Consider the following 17,259-nt stretch of genomic DNA (forward strand, 5'->3'; position numbering starts at 1 on the left):
GATGTGGGAATCTCGATGCCGGCCCCCGCCCTGGCATGGCAGCATGACCGCTTCGACCACGGAGCGCGGCGGGAACTTTCAGGAGGACGAGCGTGCGATTCGGACGCCGGCTGGGGCCGGTGCTCGCGCTGGCGGGAGTACTGCTCGCCGCGTGTTCGAACACCCCGCCGCCCCCGGTGGTCACTTCGGCTCCGCCGACGAGCACGACCAGCGCGGCGGCGCTGTCGCAGATCGTGGTCGGCGTGGACGACGTGGTCGGCGGCTACAACCCGCACAGCATCGCGGACGCCTCGACGATCACCACGGCGCTGTCGCAACTGCTGCTGCCCTCGGTGTTCCGCCAGTCCGACGACGGCGCGCGCACGCTCGACAAGACGCTGATGGTCTCGGCCGACGTCGTCTCGCAGGTGCCGTTCACGGTGAAGTACGTGATCCGCCCGGACGCCTCGTGGTCCGACGGGGCCCCGATCGCCACCGAGGACTTCATCTACCTCGCCAACGCGATGAAGACCAACCCCGGCGTGATCGATCCCGCGGGCTACCGGCTGATCTCGGACATCGAATCCCGCGACGGCGGCAAGGGCGTCGAGGTCACCTTCAGCAAGCCGTACCCGGCCTGGCAGACGCTGTTCGACAATCTGCTGCCGCAGCACCTGCTCAAGGACTCGCCGGGCGGCTGGACGAACGCGCTCGCGACGAGCTTCCCCGCGGTAGCCGGACCGTTCGCGATCAAGACGATCGACACCGCCCGCGGCGAAGCCACCCTCCAGCGCAATGACCGGTACTGGGAGAAGCCAGCCGCGGTCGACACCCTCATCCTGCGCCGCTCGGACGCGTCCGGCATCGCAACGGCACTGCGCAGCGGCAACGATCAGTTTTCCTTGACCCACACCGATTCCACCGGCCTGCAGCTGCTGAACGACCTGGGCTCGGCAGTCCAGCTGCATACGGTCCCGCGCCCGCTGACCGCGTCGGTACTGCTGCGCCCGGTCAGCGCGACGCTGTCTGAACCCCAGGTTCGCGCGGGCATCGCCGCGCTGCTGGACCGCGGAAAGCTGATCTCCGCCGGAGCGAAGGGCGGCCCGTCCGCGACGCTGAAGGCGGACGCGCAGGTCCTGCCGCCCTCCGCCAAGGGCTACGCGGCAACCATCCCCGCGGGCCCGCCGTCGGCTCCGGACGCGACCAAGGCCGAGCAGTACTTCACCGCCGCCGGGTACAAGAAGGAAGCCGGCGTGTGGCGCAAGGGAAACAAGACGCTGTCGATCGTGCTCGCGTCGCCCGGGGAACAGGAACCGTACGCGTCGATTGCAAAGGAACTGGCGTCGGAGCTGGTCGCGGGCGGCATCGAGGTCAACCAGATCAAACCGCAGCCACGCGACCTGTACTCGTCACTGCTGGCAATGCCGGTGGTGAACGGAAAACAGCAGGCGAGCCCGGATTCGAACAGCACCGTGGGCGTCGACATCGCCGTCGTGGGCCAGCCGGTGGGCGGCGATCCGGCGACAGTACTGGCGTCCAACTACGGCTGCGCGCCCGAGCTGCCCCCCGCGGACAAGACCAAACCCGTGGTGCCGGCCAATCCTGCCGGACTGTGCGACCAGGGGTTGCAAGCGACGATCGACTCAGCGCTGACCGGCTCGGCGACAGTCACCGACTCGCTCAAGACGCTGGAATCGCAGCTGTGGGCCCAGAACGTCGCGATCCCGCTGTTCCAGGAAGCCGCGACTTTGGCTGTGGGCAAGGGAATCTCCGGCCTGACGCCGGGTCCGCCGATGCAGGGCCCGTTCGGCTCCGCGGTGAACTGGACTCGCGGCGCCACCTGATCTCGCCCCAATGTGGCGTTGGGTGCATCCGACGCATCCAATGTGGCGTTCGGTGCATCTGACGCACCCAACGCCACATTGGGGTTTTTTCGGTAGCGCGCGGGGTTCTCGCCCCGGGCCGACGAGCCACGCAAGCCCGTCTCGCCAGGCGGTGCACCGCTGCAACGATCCCGCCACCACACCGCACCACTGAGAAACCCCGTTTGGGGCGCAAGCCCCGCCGAACCGGTCGGACCTACGAAAAAGGGCCTCGCACGGTGAAGTGCGAGGCCCTTCGCGTTGGTGCGTCAGATCAGCTGCAAGCTTTCCGCGAAGTGGCACGCCACCGGGTGCGCGTGCCCCCGGTCCACCAAAGCGGGCTCCTCCGTCTTGCACTTCTCGCGCCCGGCGTCGTCCAGCTGGTTCGCGAACTTCGGGCACCGAGTCCGGAACCGGCAGCCCGAAGGCGGGTTGGCCGGGCTGGGCACGTCACCGGTGATGACGATCCGCTGCCGGGTCCGCTCCTTGCGCGGGTCCGGCACCGGGATCGCCGAGATCAGCGCCTGGGTGTACGGATGCGCCGGAGTCTCGAACAGCTCCTCCGACGGCGCGGTCTCCACGATCTTGCCGAGGTACATCACCGCGATCCGGTCCGCCACGTGCCGCACCACCGAAAGGTCGTGCGAGACGAACAGGTACGACAGCCCGAGCTCCGCCTGCAGGTCCTTCAGCAGGTTGAGCACGCCGGCCTGGATCGACACGTCCAGCGCGGACACCGGCTCGTCCAGCACCAGCACCTTCGGCTTCAGCGCGAGCGCGCGGGCGATGCCGATGCGCTGGCGCTGGCCGCCGGAGAACTCGTGCGGGAAGCGGTTGCCGTGCTCGGGCCGCAGGCCGACGGTCTTCATCAGGTCGCGGACCTGCTGCTTGCCGCCGTTCTCGTACAGCCCGTGGATGCGCAGCGGTTCGGCGATGATCTCGTTCACCGGCAGCCGCGGGTCGACCGAGGCGTACGGGTCCTGGAACACGATCTGCATGCTGCGCCGCAGCCGCTGCAGTTCGCGCTTGCTCATCGTCGCGAGGTCTTTGCCCTCGTAGGTCACCTTGCCGCCGGTGAGCGGCTGCAGTGCCAGCGCGATCCGGGCCGTGGTCGACTTGCCGCAGCCGGATTCGCCGACCAGCGCGAGCGTCTCGTGCGGGTAGATGTCGAACGACACGTCCGACACCGCCTGCACCGCGCCCGAGACGCGGCGGATCAGGCCGCCGCCGCGGATCGGGAAGTGCTTCACCAGGTTCTGCGCGGAGAGGACGGGCTCCCGCGCCGTCGTGGCCTCGCTCATCGGTTCGTCTCCGTGTCGGTCGCGGCGGCGTCCACGGCGACCGGGACGGCTGCCGCGTCGGCCGAGGTGGCGCTGAACAGCTCGGCCGGGTCCTTCCCGACGACCTGCTCGGTGAAGTGACAGGCCGCGTGCTGGCCGTTCGGACCCGCGACGAGTTCGGGTTCCTCCTCGTCGCAGATCGGCTGGGACAGCGGGCAGCGCGGGCTGAACGGGCAGCCCGGCGGCATGTTCTGCGTGGCGGGCGGCGAACCGGTGATCGGCGTGAGCCGTTCGGTCTTCACGTCCAGCCGCGGCAGGCTGCCGAGCAGGCCCAGCGTGTACGGCATCCGCGGGTTGTAGAAGATGTCGTCGACCGTGCCGGACTCGACGACCTTGCCCGCGTACATCACGTGCACCCGGTCCGCTTGGCCGGCGATCACGCCGAGGTCGTGCGTGATCAGCACCATCGCCGCGCCGGTTTCCTTCTGCGCGGCCTGCAGCGCCTCGAGGATCTGCGCCTGCACCGTCACGTCGAGCGCGGTGGTCGGCTCGTCCGCGATGATCACGTCCGGGTTGTTGGCCATCGCGATCGCGATCACGACGCGCTGGCGCATGCCGCCTGAGAGCTGGTGCGGGTACTCGTCCGCGCGCTGCGTCGGGTTCGGGATGCGGACCAGGTCGAGCAGTTCGATGGCCTGCTTCTTCGCGACGTCCTTGCGCACGTCGTGGTGCGCGGTGATCGCCTCGGCGATCTGGTCGCCCACGGTGTACACCGGGTTCAGCGACGTCATCGGGTCCTGGAAGACCATCGCGATGCCCTTGCCGCGGACCTTGTTCAGTTCCTTCTCGTTGCACTTCAGCAGGTCTTTCCCGCCGAACCGGATCGAGCCGGACACCTTCGCGGTCTTCGGCAGCAGGCCCATCACCGCGAGCGAGGTCACCGATTTTCCGGAGCCGGATTCGCCGACGATGCCGAGCACTTCGCCGCGGCGAAGCTGGTAGTTCACGCCGCGCACGGCGCTGACCACGCCCTCGCTGGTCGGGAACTGCACGGTCAGGTCCTCAACGACGAGGACGGGATCGCCGCCGCGTCCGTCGGAGACGTTCTGGGTCATGCGCGCACCTTCGTCTGCTGGGGGTCGAACGCGTCCCGCAGGCCGTCCCCGATGAAGTTGATCGTCAGTGCGATCAGGATGATGAAAATGCCCGGGAAGTAGAACAGCCACGGCCGCGTGTCGATCGCGGTCTGCGCGCTGCTCACCAGGAGGCCGAGCGAGGTGTCCGGCGGCTGCACGCCGAAGCCGAGGAACGACAGCGCCGTCTCGAGCAGGATGGCGATCGACACGAGGATCGTCAGGTTGACGATGATCGCGCCGAGCGCGTTGGGCACCAGGTGCCGGAAGATGATCCGGCTGTCGCTCGCGCCGAGCGCCTTCGACGCCTCGACGAACTCCTTCTCGCGCAAGGAAAGCACGACGCCGCGGGCCACCCGGGACACGTACGCCCAGTAAAGGCCGCCGATGACGACCGCGATCAGCCACCACGTGCCGCCGGACTGGTGGCCGAGCACCGCGGCGACCGCGAGCAGCGGGAGGGTGAGCACGAGGTCGGCGATGCGCATCAGGACCGTGTCGAGCCAGCCGCGGTAATAACCGGCGACCGAGCCCCACACGGTGCCCACGACGGTCGCGAAGATCGCGACGAGGATCGAGATCTGCAGCGAGATCTGCGTCCCGCGCATCACCTGCGCGAGGGTGTCGTGGCCGACCGCGTCGGTGCCGAACGGGTGGTCGCCCGAGGGCGGGGCCGAGTTCTGGTCGGTGATGGCGCCCGCGTCGTACTTCCAGATCGCCGCGCCCACGTAGGCGAACAGGATGATCAGCACGAACACGACGAGGCTGATCATCGCGAGCCGGTGCTGCAGGAACCGCCGGAAGACCAGCTGCGCCTGGCTGCGTTCCTTGACCGTGAACTCGCGTTCCGGCGCGCCCTGCGGGGTCTGCGGGTCGGCCGGAGCGAACCGAGAGCTGCCCAGCGTGGTGGGCGGGGTTTCGAATGCGTCGTCAGGCATAGCGGATCCTCGGGTCGAGCAGGCCGTAGAGCAGATCGGCGACCAAGTTGAGCAGGATGATGAACGTGGCCGCGATGAGAAGCCAGGCCTCCACCGCGTACACGTCGCTTCGCTTGATCGCGTCCAGCAGGAAAGCGCCCGCGCCCTGCCATTGGAACACGGTCTCGGTCACGACGGCGCCGCCGAGGATCGAGCCGATGTCGAGTGCGGTCACCGTGGTCAGCGGGATCAGCGCGTTGCGCAGCGCGTGCTTGCGCGTCACCGTCCAGCGCGGCAGGCCCTTGGCCCTCGCGAGACGCACGTAATCGCTGTTGAGCACCTCGAGCATCGAAGCGCGCTGGTACCGGCTCCAGGCCGCGTAGCTGGTCAGCGCGAGCGAGATCGTCGGCAGGATCAGGTGGCCGAGGACGTCGCCGAACTGGGTCCAGAACCCGCCCGCGGCGACCACCGAAGAGGAACCGATGGTGTAGAAGACCTGGTCGCCGACCGTCGTGTTGATCGAGATGCCGACCTGCTTCAGCACCAGCGCGAACCAGAACGACGGCATCGACAGGAAGAGGAAGCCGAAGAAGGTCGCGGTGTAGTCGAACTTCGAATACTGCCGCGACGCGCTGATCACGCCGATCAGCACGGCGAGGATCAGCGCCACCACCATGGCGAGCACGATCAGCCGCAGCGTCACGCCGAAGCGGCCGAACACCTCGCTGCCGATGTTCATGGTGGACTGGACCGAGGGGCCGAAATCACCGTGGAGGATGCCGGTGATCCAGTGCCAGTACCGCTCGAGAATCGGCTGGTCGAGATGCAGCCGGATGCGTTCGAGCTCGATGGTGCGAGGGGGCGGCGGCGGGTTTCTCGCGATCAGCGGGGTCAACGGGTTGGCCGAAAGCGACACCATCACGAAGACGACGAACGTCGACACGATGAGGATCGGCACCGAGACGAAAAGCCGGCGCAGTGCGAAGGCAAGCATGGAGGTCTTCCTGCTCTGGACGGTGTTCTGCCGGCGCCCGCCGCTCGTGGTGGCAGGGCCTTGGCGACGTAACGGGGCAATCGTGGTGTTCGGGAACTAAAAGGGCATTCGTTCGCGGATACGGTGAAGGGCCGGCAGCTTCGGCCGGCCCTTCACCGGGTGTCCCGCGGGAATCTACCGGTCGTTGATCACTTCCGGATGCCCCACTCCGACATGTTGTACACCGGAGCGTCGAGCGTCGAGTTGTTGCGGATGTTCGCGATCTTGTCCGAGGACGCGATGAAGGTCGGCTTCTGGTACAGCGGAAGCACGTACGCGTCGTTGGTCATGATCTGGTCGGCCTGGTTGAGCAGGTCCGCCGCCTTGGTCTGGTCGGGCTCGGCGCTGGCCTGGTCCATCAGGTCGTCGACCTGCTTGCTGGTGTACTTGCCGTAGTTGCTGCCCTGTCCGGTGCCCCACAGCTGCTTCGCGCCGCCGATCGCGAACGGCGAGGAGACCCACGCGAACACGATGACGTCGTAGTCGCCGCTGGTGGTGGTCTGGCCGAGGTCGTCGGTGGACTGGACCTTCACCTTGACGCCCAGCTGGGCCGCGGTCTGCGCGAACAGCTCGCACTCGTTCTGGCGGATCTGGTTGCCGACGGTGTAGCGGATGCGCAGCTCGGGGATCGCCTTGCCGCTCGGGTCCGACAGCTGGTTGTTGTTCAGCTTGTAGCCGGCGTCGGTCAGCATCTTCTTGGCCTTCTCGACGTCACCGGAACCCTGACCGGTCGAGCTCACCACGTCCTTGTAGCCCTCCTGCTGGGGCATGAAGTTGTGGTTGTTCAGCGGCTCGACCTTGTTGGTGAACTGGCCGACGGTCTTGGCGATCATGTCCTTGCGGTTGATCGCGGTGTAGAGGGCCTGGCGCAGCGTCTTGTCGCCGAGCGCCGGGCTCTTGAGGTTGAAGTCGAAGTGCTCCCAGGTCAGGCCGAGGCCGATGTAGGAGGAGATGTTCGGCATGTTCTTGACCTGGTTGATCAGGTCGACCTGCGGCTGCGGGTAGATGACCTGCACTTCGTTGTTCTGCAGTGCGGTCGGCTCCTGCGTCGCGTCGGTGATGATGCGGAAGATGACGCTGTTCAGCTTCGGCTTCTCGCCCCAGTACTTCTCGTTCGGGACCTCGGTGATCGACTGGTTGTTGACGAACTTCGAGATCTTCCACGGGCCGCCCGACCAGGTCGGGAGGGTCGTGCCGAACCACTTGTAGGACGACGCGAGGCCGGCCGGGGTGTTGGTGTCGCCGTGCTGCTTGGCCAGGTGCGCCGGGTACATCGCGCCCGCCGAGCCCCAGAGCTTCTTCCAGTCGGTGAACGGCTTCGCGAGGGTCGCGGTCACCGTCTTGCCGCCGTCCGAGCCGACGACCGAGGTGACCTGGTCGTAGCCGGAGGTGTCGGCCGGGGAGCAGTCCGGGCAGTCCTTGCCGTTCTGCACCTTCCAGTTGTAAATGAAGTCGTCCGCCGACAGCGGCGTGCCGTCCGACCAGACCGCCTTCGGGTTGATCTTGTAGACGATCGTCTTCGGGTCCTTCAGATCGGCGGACTCGACGAAGTCTTTGTTCAGGACCGGCTTGAGGTCAGGCGTCGCGTAGAAGGTGTAGGGCAGGATGCCCTTGGTGACCATGCCGGTTTCGAAGACGTTGCCCTCGGCCGAGGTCACGTTCCAGTTCGGCACGTTCTTCTCGATCGCGAAGGTGACGTCGCCGCCCTGCTGCAGCTGATCGGCCTGCGCCGAGTTGCAGGAATTCGGGTTCTTGTCGCAGTCGGCGAATGCCTGCCCGGTCTGAACCGCGCTGTTGCCGCCTCCGCCACCACCGCACGCGGAGAGCAGAAGGGCCGCGCCCGCGACGAACGCGCCGAGTTTGGCGGCGCGCGACCTAGTCGTCACTAACATTCATTCTCCTTGCTCGACGCCGTCGCGGGTTTGCGAGGCGGTTCTTCCTGACGCGCAAGCACCGATCGGTATCGCGTTGCTCACCGTAGCCGTGAAACTTAGGCATTGGACAGACGGCAAACCTATCGATCCGGACACTCTCAGTGAGATCGTTGCGGAACAGATATCTCGTGCCCCCTGGTTGCACCGTGGTTTCCGCACTTGATCGACTACGGTCAGTAGTTGATCACGGAAATCAGCGACCGGTTCGGGTGGCAGTTCGGTCCAGCGGGCCAACCGGCCCGGCGGACAATAACCGCCCCGTTCCGTGTGCGGTACCCCAGCTAATGGAGCAGTCACACGGCCGCGACGAACCCGAAGTGACAAGAAATTGGTCCGATCTCGTGAAGCGAAACAATGCGCCCGCCGCCGGGCACGGGCAGGACTGCCCGGACGGCGACCGGTACTCGGTGGGTGTTCCGAGCATCTTGCGTCCTTGCCCGCGCATTCCGAACCGCGGAACGTTCCGCGGAAGGGAACGCCCACGGTCCGGGACGCTGATCCGGCTTAGTGGGATGCCGATGCATTTTCCCGTGCACACCGCGGATTCCATTCCGGAACGCCGCGCCGGGGGTCGGCCTCCCGGGTGCGGACGCGACGGTCACTAACCTGAGGGCGTGAAGCGGAAGCTGCTGCTGGTCCACGCGCACCCGGACGACGAAAGCATCGCCACCGGCGGGGTCATCGCGCGTTATGCGGCCGAGGGCGTCGAGGTGTGCGTCGTGACCTGCACGCTCGGCGAAGAGGGCGAAATCGTCCCGCCGCGGCTCGCGCGGCTCGTCGCGGCGGAGGCCGACCAGCTCGGCGGATACCGGTCCGGGGAGATGGCCGCCGCGGCCGCCGCACTCGGCCTCGCCCGGCACGAGTACCTCGGCGGCATCGGCCGGTGGCGCGATTCGGGCATGGCGGGCACGCCTGCCGCCGAGCATCCGCGGGCGTTCACCGGCGGTTCGGCGGTGGAGCAGACCACTCAGCTGCGCGAACTCATCGACGACTTCGCCCCGCAGGTGGTCGTCACCTATGACTCCTTCGGCGGCTACGGCCATCCCGACCACATCCGCGCGCACGAGATCACCATGGCGGCGGCTCCGGACGCCCCGTCGGTCGAGCGGGTCTTCCACGTGGTCCAGTCCGAGGCCGCGCTCACCGTCGGCCTGGCCGAACTGCGCGCCGACGGGACATCACCGTTCCGGGTGGCCGCCGACGGCGAGCTTCCGTCCACTCCGGACGGCAAGATCACCACCGTGGTCGACATCTCCGCGCACCGGCAGGCGAAGCTGGCGGCACTGCGCGCGCACGAAACCCAGCTGACCGTGGTCGACGGTCCGGTCGCGCACTTCGCGCTCACCAACAGCATCGCGCAGCCGATCCCGTCCGCCGAATACTTCGTGCTCGCCCACGGTGACTCCCACGGTGCCGAGACCGATCTGTTCGGCGGGTGGTGACGGTGCCCGCTCCGCCCGCCCCGCTCACGCGCGACCAGTGGCTGATGCTGGTGCTGCTGGCGTTCGACGCGATCGTGCTGGCGCTGCTCGAACTGTTCTTCCTCCCGCTGCGCCTCGGCCCGCTCGGCGAGGTGCCGATGCCGGTCACCGCGCTCGTCGGAGCGGTCACCACGCCGTGGCTCGTGCTGACCGCGGGGAAACTCGTCCGGCCCGGGCTGTCGTTCGTGCCGCTGCTGGTGTGGGTACTCGTGGTGTTCGGGGTCGGCCTGTTCGGTCCGGGCGGCGACGTGGTGCTCGTCCAGGACTGGCGCGCGCTGCTTTTGCTCGGCGCGAGCGCGCTGCCCGCCGCACTGGTCCTCGGCGGCGGGCTGGGCCGGGCCGCGGCGAAGGGAGGTGCCCGTGTCTGAGGCCATTTCGGACCGCCAGGTCGTCGCGATTCTGCGCCCGTTCGTGCGCGCTTGCGCTCCGGTGATCGACGCGTTGCGCGAGGCCGACCCGTTTGGAATGCAGGCGCGCGCCCGCCGCGGCGAGGGTGAATTCGCCGACGCCGGGCTCAAGAAGAAAATGCTCCGCGCGCTGACGACGGTGAAGCTGCCCGGCACCGCGGGGTGGGCGGCGATGGACATCGACCAGCGCGCGAGCTGGTGGGTCAACCGCGTCGGACGGCTCACCTCATTGCTGACGTCGATCCCCGGTCTCGGCGGCGCGCTCGCCGACCGGCTGCCGGTGCAGGACACCCTCGGCGCGGCGTCGCAGGGGCTGGTGCTGTGCGCGATCGCGGGGGAGTACGGCGTGACTGACGTCGGCAGCCGCGTCCGGCTGATCGCCTCGGTGCTGTTCGAACGCGACATCGACGCCGACCTCGCGGCGGGAGCCAGCCACGACAAGTCCGCTCAGTCCGCAGAGGACAGTGAGACCGCGCGGCTCACCGAGGAACTCGACGAATCCCATCGCAAACACGGCAAGGTGACCGCGAAAGCCGTCGCCAGCACGCTCTGGCACCTCGGCAAGTCGCTGTGGGGGATCACCGGCGAACTCGAGAAGCGCCCGCGCGGCCGGTGGTTCCACCGGGCACTCGGGATGCTGCCGGTGGTCGGCGCGGCGGGCGACTACCTCGGCGAGCGCTCCGGACTGAAAAAGGTCTGGAAGCGCGCGCACGCGTGGCTCATGGCCCACCGGCAGTGGGCCTGAGCCCTTACCGCCAGAACAGGAACGCGCTCTGCCCGATGAAGGCCGCGGACGCGTTGCCGCCGAGCGGTGCGTAGATGTGCCCGGCGATCGTCCAGAGCAGATCCGACACCGGCCGGAAAAGGAAGAACAGCGCGAACAGCACCAGCGGCGCCCACGGCCGCACCCGCGCGCCGAACGCCCGCGCCTGCGGCGAGAGGTACGGCTCGAGCGCGCCCCAGCCGTCCAGGCCCGGCACCGGGAGAATGTTGATCAGGAACGTCATCATCTGCAGCAGCGCGAGGTACGACATCGCGTAGAAGAGGCCCGCCGCCATCGGGATCAGCATCGTCGCCAGGCACAGCGCGGCTCCGCAGGCGAGGTTGCTGAGCGGGCCGGCCAGCGAGGTCCACGACGCGGTCGCGCGGTTGCGCAGCGCGCCGCGGTTGATCCACACCGCGCCGCCGGGCAGCGGGATGCCGCCGATCAGCAAGAAGATCAGCGGCAGCACGAAGGACAGGACGGGGTCGGCGTAGCGCCGGACGTCCAGCGAGAGGTACCCCTTGTGAGCGATCTCGTGATCACCGCCGCGGAAGGCGACGAAGGCGTGCCCGAACTCGTGGAGCGTCAGCGACGTCATCCAGCCGCCCGCGACGAGGAGCACGACGCCCGCGATGAACATCGGGTCGCGGGAACCGAGAAGAGTCGTGGAATCACCGTATGCAGCCAGGAAACCACCGGCGACGGCGACGGCGAGGATGCCGAGGAAGATCGGGCTCGGACGCACTGCTGATCTCTGCACCCCACCAGTCTTCCGTATGCCCGGTGTGAAGTCTTCGGCGTGTCCCCTTGCGCACCCGGGCACAGAGATCCCCCGAACTCGCTACTCGGCTTGACCTGGCCGACCTACACAGGTGTAATCACAGTGATGTCATTCGCTGTCGGAGGGGGCAGCGGGTGTCGTTTCACCACCGCCAGCCTGGGGAGTGCGTAGGAGCGAGGAGGCGGACGTGCGGTTGGAAGCGGACAACAGGGAATGGGGGCACGTCGTGGGTTGGGGAGAGAACCCGGAGCAGCAGCTCGGGGATCTGACCGACCTTTTCGACGTCCCCGAGGAGCAGGACTGGCAGGAGCGCGCCCTGTGCGCGCAGACCGACCCGGAGGCGTTCTTCCCCGAGAAGGGCGGCTCGACCCGCGAGGCCAAGCGGATTTGCCTTGGCTGCGAGGTCAAGGACGACTGTCTCGAGTATGCGCTGGCGCACGACGAGCGCTTCGGCATCTGGGGCGGACTGTCCGAACGGGAACGTCGCAAGCTGAAGAAACGGGCTGTCTAAACGGGTTTCGGTTCCCCCGGTCCACGCGGACCGGGGGTGCGCCCCGCCGCCGCCGTGGCGGCGAGCCAGTGGTGCGGCCGGTGCGACGCGGCGGGGAGGGGAGCCCCCGCCCGGGTGTCGCCGGGCACATTCGACGGATTCGCGCGGCCTTTCCCGCGACGGGCGTGCGGGCAGAATTGCCGTCGCGGCGGCCGGAAATTCCGGTGCTGTGCCGTGGTTCTCTTTGTGATCTTCGTCTTCCGCTCCCGAGACCCCCGGTGTGCCGCGGATCTCTCGCCTGGAACGGGCGCGGCGGGTCTTCACTTGAGTGCGGGTTCGGTCCGCGCTGAATTTCTTGTGTGCTCGTCCCGTCGACGGTGGTTGGTCCACGCGGTGGGATCCGCCGGACGTGCGGCGTGGGCCGGTGCCCGGGCTTCGGCGCAGGCCGTAGGGTGACCGCACCTATCGTCCCGTCCGAGCAGGAGCCGTTCTTGCCTCGCACCGTCGTTCCGCCCGCTGTGCGGACGTTGCCCGTTCTGGCCATTGTGGTCTGTCACGACGGCGAAGAATGGCTGCCGCTGGCGCTTTCCGCGTTGCGGCGCAGCACAGTCCGTCCGCGGCACGTGCTCGCCGTGGACACCGGATCAACCGACCGTACCTCGAAACTGCTCGCCGACGCAGCGCAGCCGGGCGCGGCCGCCGAGGATCCCGTGCTGTCCGGAGTTGTCACTCTGACGAGTGAAACCGGGTTCGCGGAAGCGGTCGCCGCGGCCGTCGCGCACGCGGTGGAACGGTGGGGCGACCCGGGAACGTGGCTGTGGGTGCTGCACGACGACTGCGCCCCCGAACCCGACTGTCTCGACCAGCTCGTCCGCGCCGCGGAGGAAAGTCCGTCCGCGAAGGTGCTCGGCCCGCTCGGCACCGACTGGACCGATCCGCGGCTGATCGTCGAGGCCGGGCTGTCCACCGACGCCTCCGGGCACCGGCAGCAGATGGCCGCGCCGGACGGCGAACCCACCGAGGTCCTCGCCGTCCCGAGTGCCGGATCGTTGGTGCAGCGGGAACTCTGGGACGCCCTCGACGGCTACGACGAGGACTTCCCGTTGCTGCGCGAGGATCTCGACTTCGGCTGGCGCGCCAACGCGGCCGGTTCGCTCGTGCTCTCGGTGCCCGCGGCGCGCGTCCGGCACGCTCGCGCGCTGTCCACCGGGCAGCGCACCCCGGACGCCGCCGGTCGTCCGCTCGCCGCGCTCAACCGTGCGCACGGTCTGCGCGTCTTTCTGGTCAACTGTTCGACCCCGTCGTTCTGGTTCGGGCTCGTCCGGCTGCCGATCATGCTGGTGCTGCGCGCGTTCGTGTTCTTCGTGCTGCGGCGCACCACCGAAGCCGGCGCGGAACTGGCCGCGCTCGGATACCTGTGCGGGGGCAAGGGAAACCTCCGTGCGGCTCGTGCGCAGCGGCGCGACCAGCCTCGGCCGGGGACGGTCCGCGGGCTCTTCACGAGCCGGATCACGCGGCTGCGCAACGCAATCAGCGCCGGGGTGGTTGGACTTGTCCGGCGCGGGGTACAGAGTGATGTCGCCCTCGGGACGGTTCCGGAGAGCGTCGAGCAGGAGTCCGCGTGGATTCCGCCCGAGGCGCTCGCCGCGTCCGGCGCGCGTCCGATCGGTCCGGACGCGTTGCCTGCTGGTGCGCTGCGCGGGCTGAGCACTCGTGGCCGGGGGCTGCGTCGGCTAGGCACGGTCGTCGCCGTCACGCTGCCGGAAGCGCCGGTGTCCGAAGAGGACACTGAAGCGGTCGAGGAGACCGCGGCCCATCCGTCGCCTTCTCCTCGTCCGGAACCGGCCGCGCCGGAACCGGATCTGGTGTTCGTGGAGGTCAACCGGCGGCGCGTGCTCGCCGCGACCGTCTTCGCTCCGCCGGTGGTGCTGGTCGTTCTGCTCACCGCGTTGGCTTTGGTGCTCAATCGCGGACGGCTCGGGCTCGACCTGTGGGGCGGGCAGCTGCTGCCGGTCGGCGGGCTCGGCGAGATCTGGTCGACGTATCTGTCGCCGTGGCACTCGATCGCTGGCGGCACTGGCGCGCCCGCTCCCGCGACGCTGCCGGTGCTCGGGACGATCGGCGCGATCTTCGCTCCGATCGGCGGTCCGGCCGCGCTGGTGGCGATCCTGCTCATCGGTGACATCCCGCTTGCCGCGCTCAGCGCTTATGTCGCGACTCGCAAGCTCGCGGTGCGCCGTTGGGTTCGCGCTGCTGTTGCCGCGACGTACGCGTTGCTGCCTGCCGCTACCGCGTCGGTCGCGCAGGGGCGGCTCGATGTGGTTGTGGTGCATCTCGTGTTGCCGCTTGTGGTCGCGGGGATCGTTCGGCTGCTGACTCGGCCGGGTACGCGGTGGTTGCACGTCTCGGCGCTGTCGGCGTTCGGGGTCGCGTTGCTGGGGGCGTTTTCGCCGCTCGCGCATGGCCTGGCGCTGGTGGGGCTGCTGGTCGGGTTTGTGGTGCTGCCCGCGCCGTCCGGACTGGCTCGGCGGGTGGCGTCGGTCGGGATTGTGGTGCTGTTGCCGCTGGTTCTGCTGCTGCCGTGGCCGACGGTGCTGCTGCGGCATCCGGAACTGTTGCTGCAAGGACTTGGCGGTCCGGCCGCTCCGGCGTCGGCTACGGATCTTGCCGGGCTTACGCCAGGTGGGCCGGGGGCGTGGCCGATCGGCGTTGTCGTGTTGGCGGCGACGCTGGTTGCGTTGGTGGTTCGGCCGCGGAAGCAGGTTGTCGGCGGGCTGGCGCTTGCGGTGCTCGGGCTGGTCGGCGTGGTGTTGGTTCGGCAGGTGCAGTTGACGCCGATGCAGGGCGGGGTGCCTGCGTCGGGGTATGCCGGGGTGCCGTTGCTCGTTGTCGGGGCGGGGTTGTTGTGGGCGGTGCTGGCTACTTGGCAGCGTGGTGGTCCGGCGATGCCTGCTGTTTGGCTGCCGAAGGTGTTGGCGGTGGCTGGGGTCGTGGTGGTCGCTGCGTTGGCCGTGGGAGCGGTCGCGACTGGGGGTGAGGGGCCGTTGACGGCGGCGGCGCGGCCGCAGCTGGCGCCTGAGGTGGCTGCCGATGTCGCGGCTACTGGGCGGGGTGTGCTGGACGTTTCTTCTGGGCAGGTTCGGCAGACCGGTGGACGGCTGGCGCTCTTTGGCGATGACGAGCTTGCGCCGGTCAAGGGGTCGCCGGAGCGGTTGGCTGAGTGGCGGCGTGGGCTGGGGCAGGGGGATGTCGCGGCGCTGAAGCGGGTGTTTGCCGCGGCTGCGGCTTCTGGGGTGCAGTACGTGGTGTTGCCGAGCGGGACGGATGCGCGGGCTTTTGCGGCTGCGGTTAGTGATTTTGCTGCGGTGGCTGCGCCTATGGCGGATGGGCGGCCGGTGTTGCGGTTGTTGCCTAAGGCTGGCGAGGTGGCGTTGATTTCGCCGGAGTTGGCTAAGCAGGCGGTCACCGGTGGGGGTGCGCCGGGGACTAATCCTGGGATTTCGCCGGTGGCTGCGCGGTTGCCGGATGTTCGGGTTCGGGCTTCCGAGGGGCCTACTGGGCGGTTGCTCGTGCTGGCGGCTGAGCAGGAGGCTGGGTGGCAGGCCAGTGTCAATGGGAAGGCTGTGCCGATTGTGCCTGCTTGGGGGCATCAGGTTGCGGTGTCTGTGCCTGCTCAGTCTTCGGAGGTGTCGGTGATGTTTCCGGGGACTGAGCGGGGGTTGTTGCTGTTGGTGCAACTGGCTGCTGTGTTGTTTACCGCGTTGACTGCGATTCCTTCTCGGAGGCGGGGGTGAGTTGCTCGTCGCCTGGCGGCGACGTTGCAGGCGTTGGTTGCGTGGGGCACCCCGAAGCTTGATTGTGCTGACGGTCTGGGGGTGCTTGTCAAGGCGGGAAAGATGCCTTGACAAGCACCCCCAGACCGCAGGGACGCTTCATATCGGGGTGCGGGGGAGGGGCTGGGTGCCTCGAACCTTGGGTGCACCGGGTGCGGTTTCACATTGGGGCTAGCGCCCCAATGTGGCGTTGGGTGCGTCAGATGCACCGAATGCCGCATTGGGTGCGTGGGATGCACCCAATGCCGCATTGGGGCGCGTTCTGGTGGGTGGTGGGCGGTCCGTGAAGGGGCCCTTGAAGGAATCTAAGTCCGTGAAGGAGCCCCTCGCGGCGCGGCGCTGCGTGCGGAAGGGAGGTCGTGAGGGGAACCCTGAGGGAATCAGATTCCCTCAGGGTGGCCCTCACGGGCCGGGCCAAGGGTCAGTCGCCTTCGATGACGTCTGGTTCTACGCCTAGGTAGCCTGCGACCTGCTCTACCAGGACGTCGTGAACGAGATCCGCCAGTTCGGACGGGTCCTTGGCGCGGGCTTCCAGGGGGCGTCGGTACAGAACGATCCGTGCGCGCGTGGGGAGGCCGGTCCGGTCGACACCGGCTGGGACCAGCCGGGACAGGGGGACCGCGCCGTCGTGCAGTACGCCGTCCGCTGGGGCTCGGCCGTCCATGCGGACTTCGGGGACGTCGTCCACCGCGACGTCCAGTTTCGTCAGTTCGTGTCGCCAGCGGGCCTCGATGGGCTCCAGCGCGTCCAGTACCAGTGCGTCGAAGCGCTCCGCGCGGCTCGCTGCTGCGGGCAAGGTCGCTGGATAGAGCGTGCCGCGCAGGCCCCGGCCGTGCCGGTCCCTTCGCATTCGCTGCCGTTGTCGGTAGTCACGAGCCGTCGCCACCGTCCAAGTCTATGCGGTCGCCAGGGCAACGCGCGTGTCGCCGGTACTCGCTTGCGGCGACACGCTATCGTTTCGGATCGTGCGGAGCGTACGGAAATGTTCGCGAACGGGTTGCCTCGAACCCGCTGTCGCCACGCTCACGTATGCCTACCAGGACTCGACCGCGGTCGTCGGGCCGCTGGCCACCGCTTCCGAACCGCACTCTTACGACTTGTGCGAGGCCCACGCGCTGCGGCTGACCGTCCCGAAGGGCTGGGAAGTCGTCCGCCACGAGGGGGCTTTCGCCGCTCCGGAGCAGTCCGCCGACGAGCTGACCGCGCTGGCCGAGGCCGTTCGCGAGGCCGGTCGCTCCGACGTCCCCGCGGCGCAGCCCGAGCCGGAAGGCCCCTCCGGCAGGCGCGGCCATCTGCGCGTCCTCCCGGGGCGCGCCTGAGCCGTCCTCCCGCCCGGTAGGCTTTCGCCCGCGGCGCGACTGGCGTC

Annotated in this window: 14 protein-coding genes; 7 read left to right on the forward strand and 7 right to left on the reverse strand. The window is 68.6% G+C overall.

The genetic code is table 11. The features are described 5' to 3' along the window. Window positions 1–92 precede the first annotated feature (92 nt). Window positions 93–1,823, forward strand: a complete 1,731-nt coding sequence (locus tag AB5I40_RS33995; protein WP_370934279.1) for an ABC transporter family substrate-binding protein — start codon at window positions 93–95, stop codon at window positions 1,821–1,823. A gap of 287 nt (window positions 1,824–2,110) precedes the next feature. Here the strand turns inward: AB5I40_RS33995 and AB5I40_RS34000 are convergent, their stop codons facing one another. The 5 genes from AB5I40_RS34000 to AB5I40_RS34020 form a co-directional block, all read right to left on the reverse strand. Further along, window positions 2,111–3,142, reverse strand: a complete 1,032-nt coding sequence (locus AB5I40_RS34000; RefSeq protein WP_370934280.1) for an ABC transporter ATP-binding protein — start codon at window positions 3,140–3,142, stop codon at window positions 2,111–2,113. Beyond that, complete coding sequence (locus AB5I40_RS34005) at window positions 3,139–4,236, reverse strand: ABC transporter ATP-binding protein (RefSeq protein WP_370934281.1); 1,098 nt, start codon at window positions 4,234–4,236, stop codon at window positions 3,139–3,141. Before AB5I40_RS34005 ends, AB5I40_RS34000 begins: the two co-directional genes overlap by 4 nt. Next, the gene (locus tag AB5I40_RS34010; RefSeq protein ID WP_370934282.1) at window positions 4,233–5,192 is read right to left on the reverse strand and encodes an ABC transporter permease; all 960 of its coding nucleotides are present in this window, start codon (window positions 5,190–5,192) and stop codon (window positions 4,233–4,235) included. The genes AB5I40_RS34005 and AB5I40_RS34010 overlap by 4 nt, the downstream gene beginning before the upstream one ends. Beyond that, window positions 5,185–6,165, reverse strand: coding sequence for an ABC transporter permease (locus AB5I40_RS34015; RefSeq protein ID WP_370934283.1), 981 nt, complete (start codon window positions 6,163–6,165; stop codon window positions 5,185–5,187). Before AB5I40_RS34015 ends, AB5I40_RS34010 begins: the two co-directional genes overlap by 8 nt. 188 nt (window positions 6,166–6,353) lie before the next feature. Continuing rightward, a complete protein-coding gene (locus tag AB5I40_RS34020) occupies window positions 6,354–8,096 on the reverse strand; it encodes an ABC transporter family substrate-binding protein (RefSeq protein WP_370934284.1) in 1,743 nt (580 codons plus the stop codon). 656 nt (window positions 8,097–8,752) lie between these two features. Between AB5I40_RS34020 and mshB the strand changes: the two genes are divergently transcribed. Genes mshB through AB5I40_RS34035 form a run of 3 tightly spaced genes read left to right on the forward strand, consistent with a single transcriptional unit; the run spans window position 8,753 to window position 10,771 of the window. Continuing rightward, entirely contained in the window at window positions 8,753–9,580 is an 828-nt protein-coding gene (mshB, locus tag AB5I40_RS34025; RefSeq protein ID WP_370934285.1) for an N-acetyl-1-D-myo-inositol-2-amino-2-deoxy-alpha-D-glucopyranoside deacetylase, read from the forward strand. A 44-nt stretch (window positions 9,581–9,624) separates the two neighbouring features. Next, window positions 9,625–9,987: a hypothetical protein gene (locus AB5I40_RS34030; RefSeq protein ID WP_370940673.1), complete on the forward strand. Its 363-nt coding sequence runs from the start codon at window positions 9,625–9,627 to the stop codon at window positions 9,985–9,987. Then, complete coding sequence (locus AB5I40_RS34035; RefSeq protein WP_370934286.1) at window positions 9,980–10,771, forward strand: hypothetical protein; 792 nt, start codon at window positions 9,980–9,982, stop codon at window positions 10,769–10,771. Before AB5I40_RS34030 ends, AB5I40_RS34035 begins: the two co-directional genes overlap by 8 nt. Before the next feature lie 4 nt (window positions 10,772–10,775). Here the strand turns inward: AB5I40_RS34035 and AB5I40_RS34040 are convergent, their stop codons facing one another. Further along, window positions 10,776–11,534: a site-2 protease family protein gene (locus AB5I40_RS34040; RefSeq protein WP_344286272.1), complete on the reverse strand. Its 759-nt coding sequence runs from the start codon at window positions 11,532–11,534 to the stop codon at window positions 10,776–10,778. 223 nt (window positions 11,535–11,757) lie between these two features. Here AB5I40_RS34040 and AB5I40_RS34045 point away from each other — a divergent pair, with 223 nt between their 5' ends. After that, window positions 11,758–12,081, forward strand: coding sequence for a WhiB family transcriptional regulator (locus tag AB5I40_RS34045; RefSeq protein ID WP_037355639.1), 324 nt, complete (start codon window positions 11,758–11,760; stop codon window positions 12,079–12,081). A 470-nt stretch (window positions 12,082–12,551) separates the two neighbouring features. Next, window positions 12,552–15,854, forward strand: coding sequence for a glycosyltransferase (locus AB5I40_RS34050; protein WP_370934287.1), 3,303 nt, complete (start codon window positions 12,552–12,554; stop codon window positions 15,852–15,854). A 460-nt stretch (window positions 15,855–16,314) separates the two neighbouring features. Here AB5I40_RS34050 and AB5I40_RS34055 read toward each other — a convergent pair whose 3' ends face one another. Beyond that, window positions 16,315–16,743: a metallopeptidase family protein gene (locus tag AB5I40_RS34055; RefSeq protein ID WP_344286273.1), complete on the reverse strand. Its 429-nt coding sequence runs from the start codon at window positions 16,741–16,743 to the stop codon at window positions 16,315–16,317. A gap of 115 nt (window positions 16,744–16,858) precedes the next feature. Between AB5I40_RS34055 and AB5I40_RS34060 the strand changes: the two genes are divergently transcribed. Further along, window positions 16,859–17,212 (forward strand): DUF3499 domain-containing protein, encoded by a 354-nt coding sequence (locus AB5I40_RS34060; protein WP_116206536.1) that lies wholly within the window; start codon window positions 16,859–16,861, stop codon window positions 17,210–17,212. Window positions 17,213–17,259: the final 47 nt, after the last annotated feature.

It is taken from the genome of Amycolatopsis sp. cg13, assembly GCF_041346965.1.
In the GTDB taxonomy this organism is placed as follows: domain Bacteria; phylum Actinomycetota; class Actinomycetes; order Mycobacteriales; family Pseudonocardiaceae; genus Amycolatopsis.

Coding starts and splice junctions, on each gene's coding strand:
- AB5I40_RS34000 (WP_370934280.1), bottom strand. CDS start 3,142: ATGAGCGAGGCCACGACGGCGCGGGAGCCCGTCCTCTCCGCGCAGAAC.
- AB5I40_RS34005 (WP_370934281.1), bottom strand. CDS start 4,236: ATGACCCAGAACGTCTCCGACGGACGCGGCGGCGATCCCGTCCTCGTC.
- AB5I40_RS34010 (WP_370934282.1), bottom strand. CDS start 5,192: ATGCCTGACGACGCATTCGAAACCCCGCCCACCACGCTGGGCAGCTCT.
- AB5I40_RS34015 (WP_370934283.1), bottom strand. CDS start 6,165: ATGCTTGCCTTCGCACTGCGCCGGCTTTTCGTCTCGGTGCCGATCCTC.
- AB5I40_RS34020 (WP_370934284.1), bottom strand. CDS start 8,096: ATGTTAGTGACGACTAGGTCGCGCGCCGCCAAACTCGGCGCGTTCGTC.
- AB5I40_RS34030 (WP_370940673.1), top strand. CDS start 9,625: ATGCTGGTGCTGCTGGCGTTCGACGCGATCGTGCTGGCGCTGCTCGAA.
- AB5I40_RS34055 (WP_344286273.1), bottom strand. CDS start 16,743: ATGCGAAGGGACCGGCACGGCCGGGGCCTGCGCGGCACGCTCTATCCA.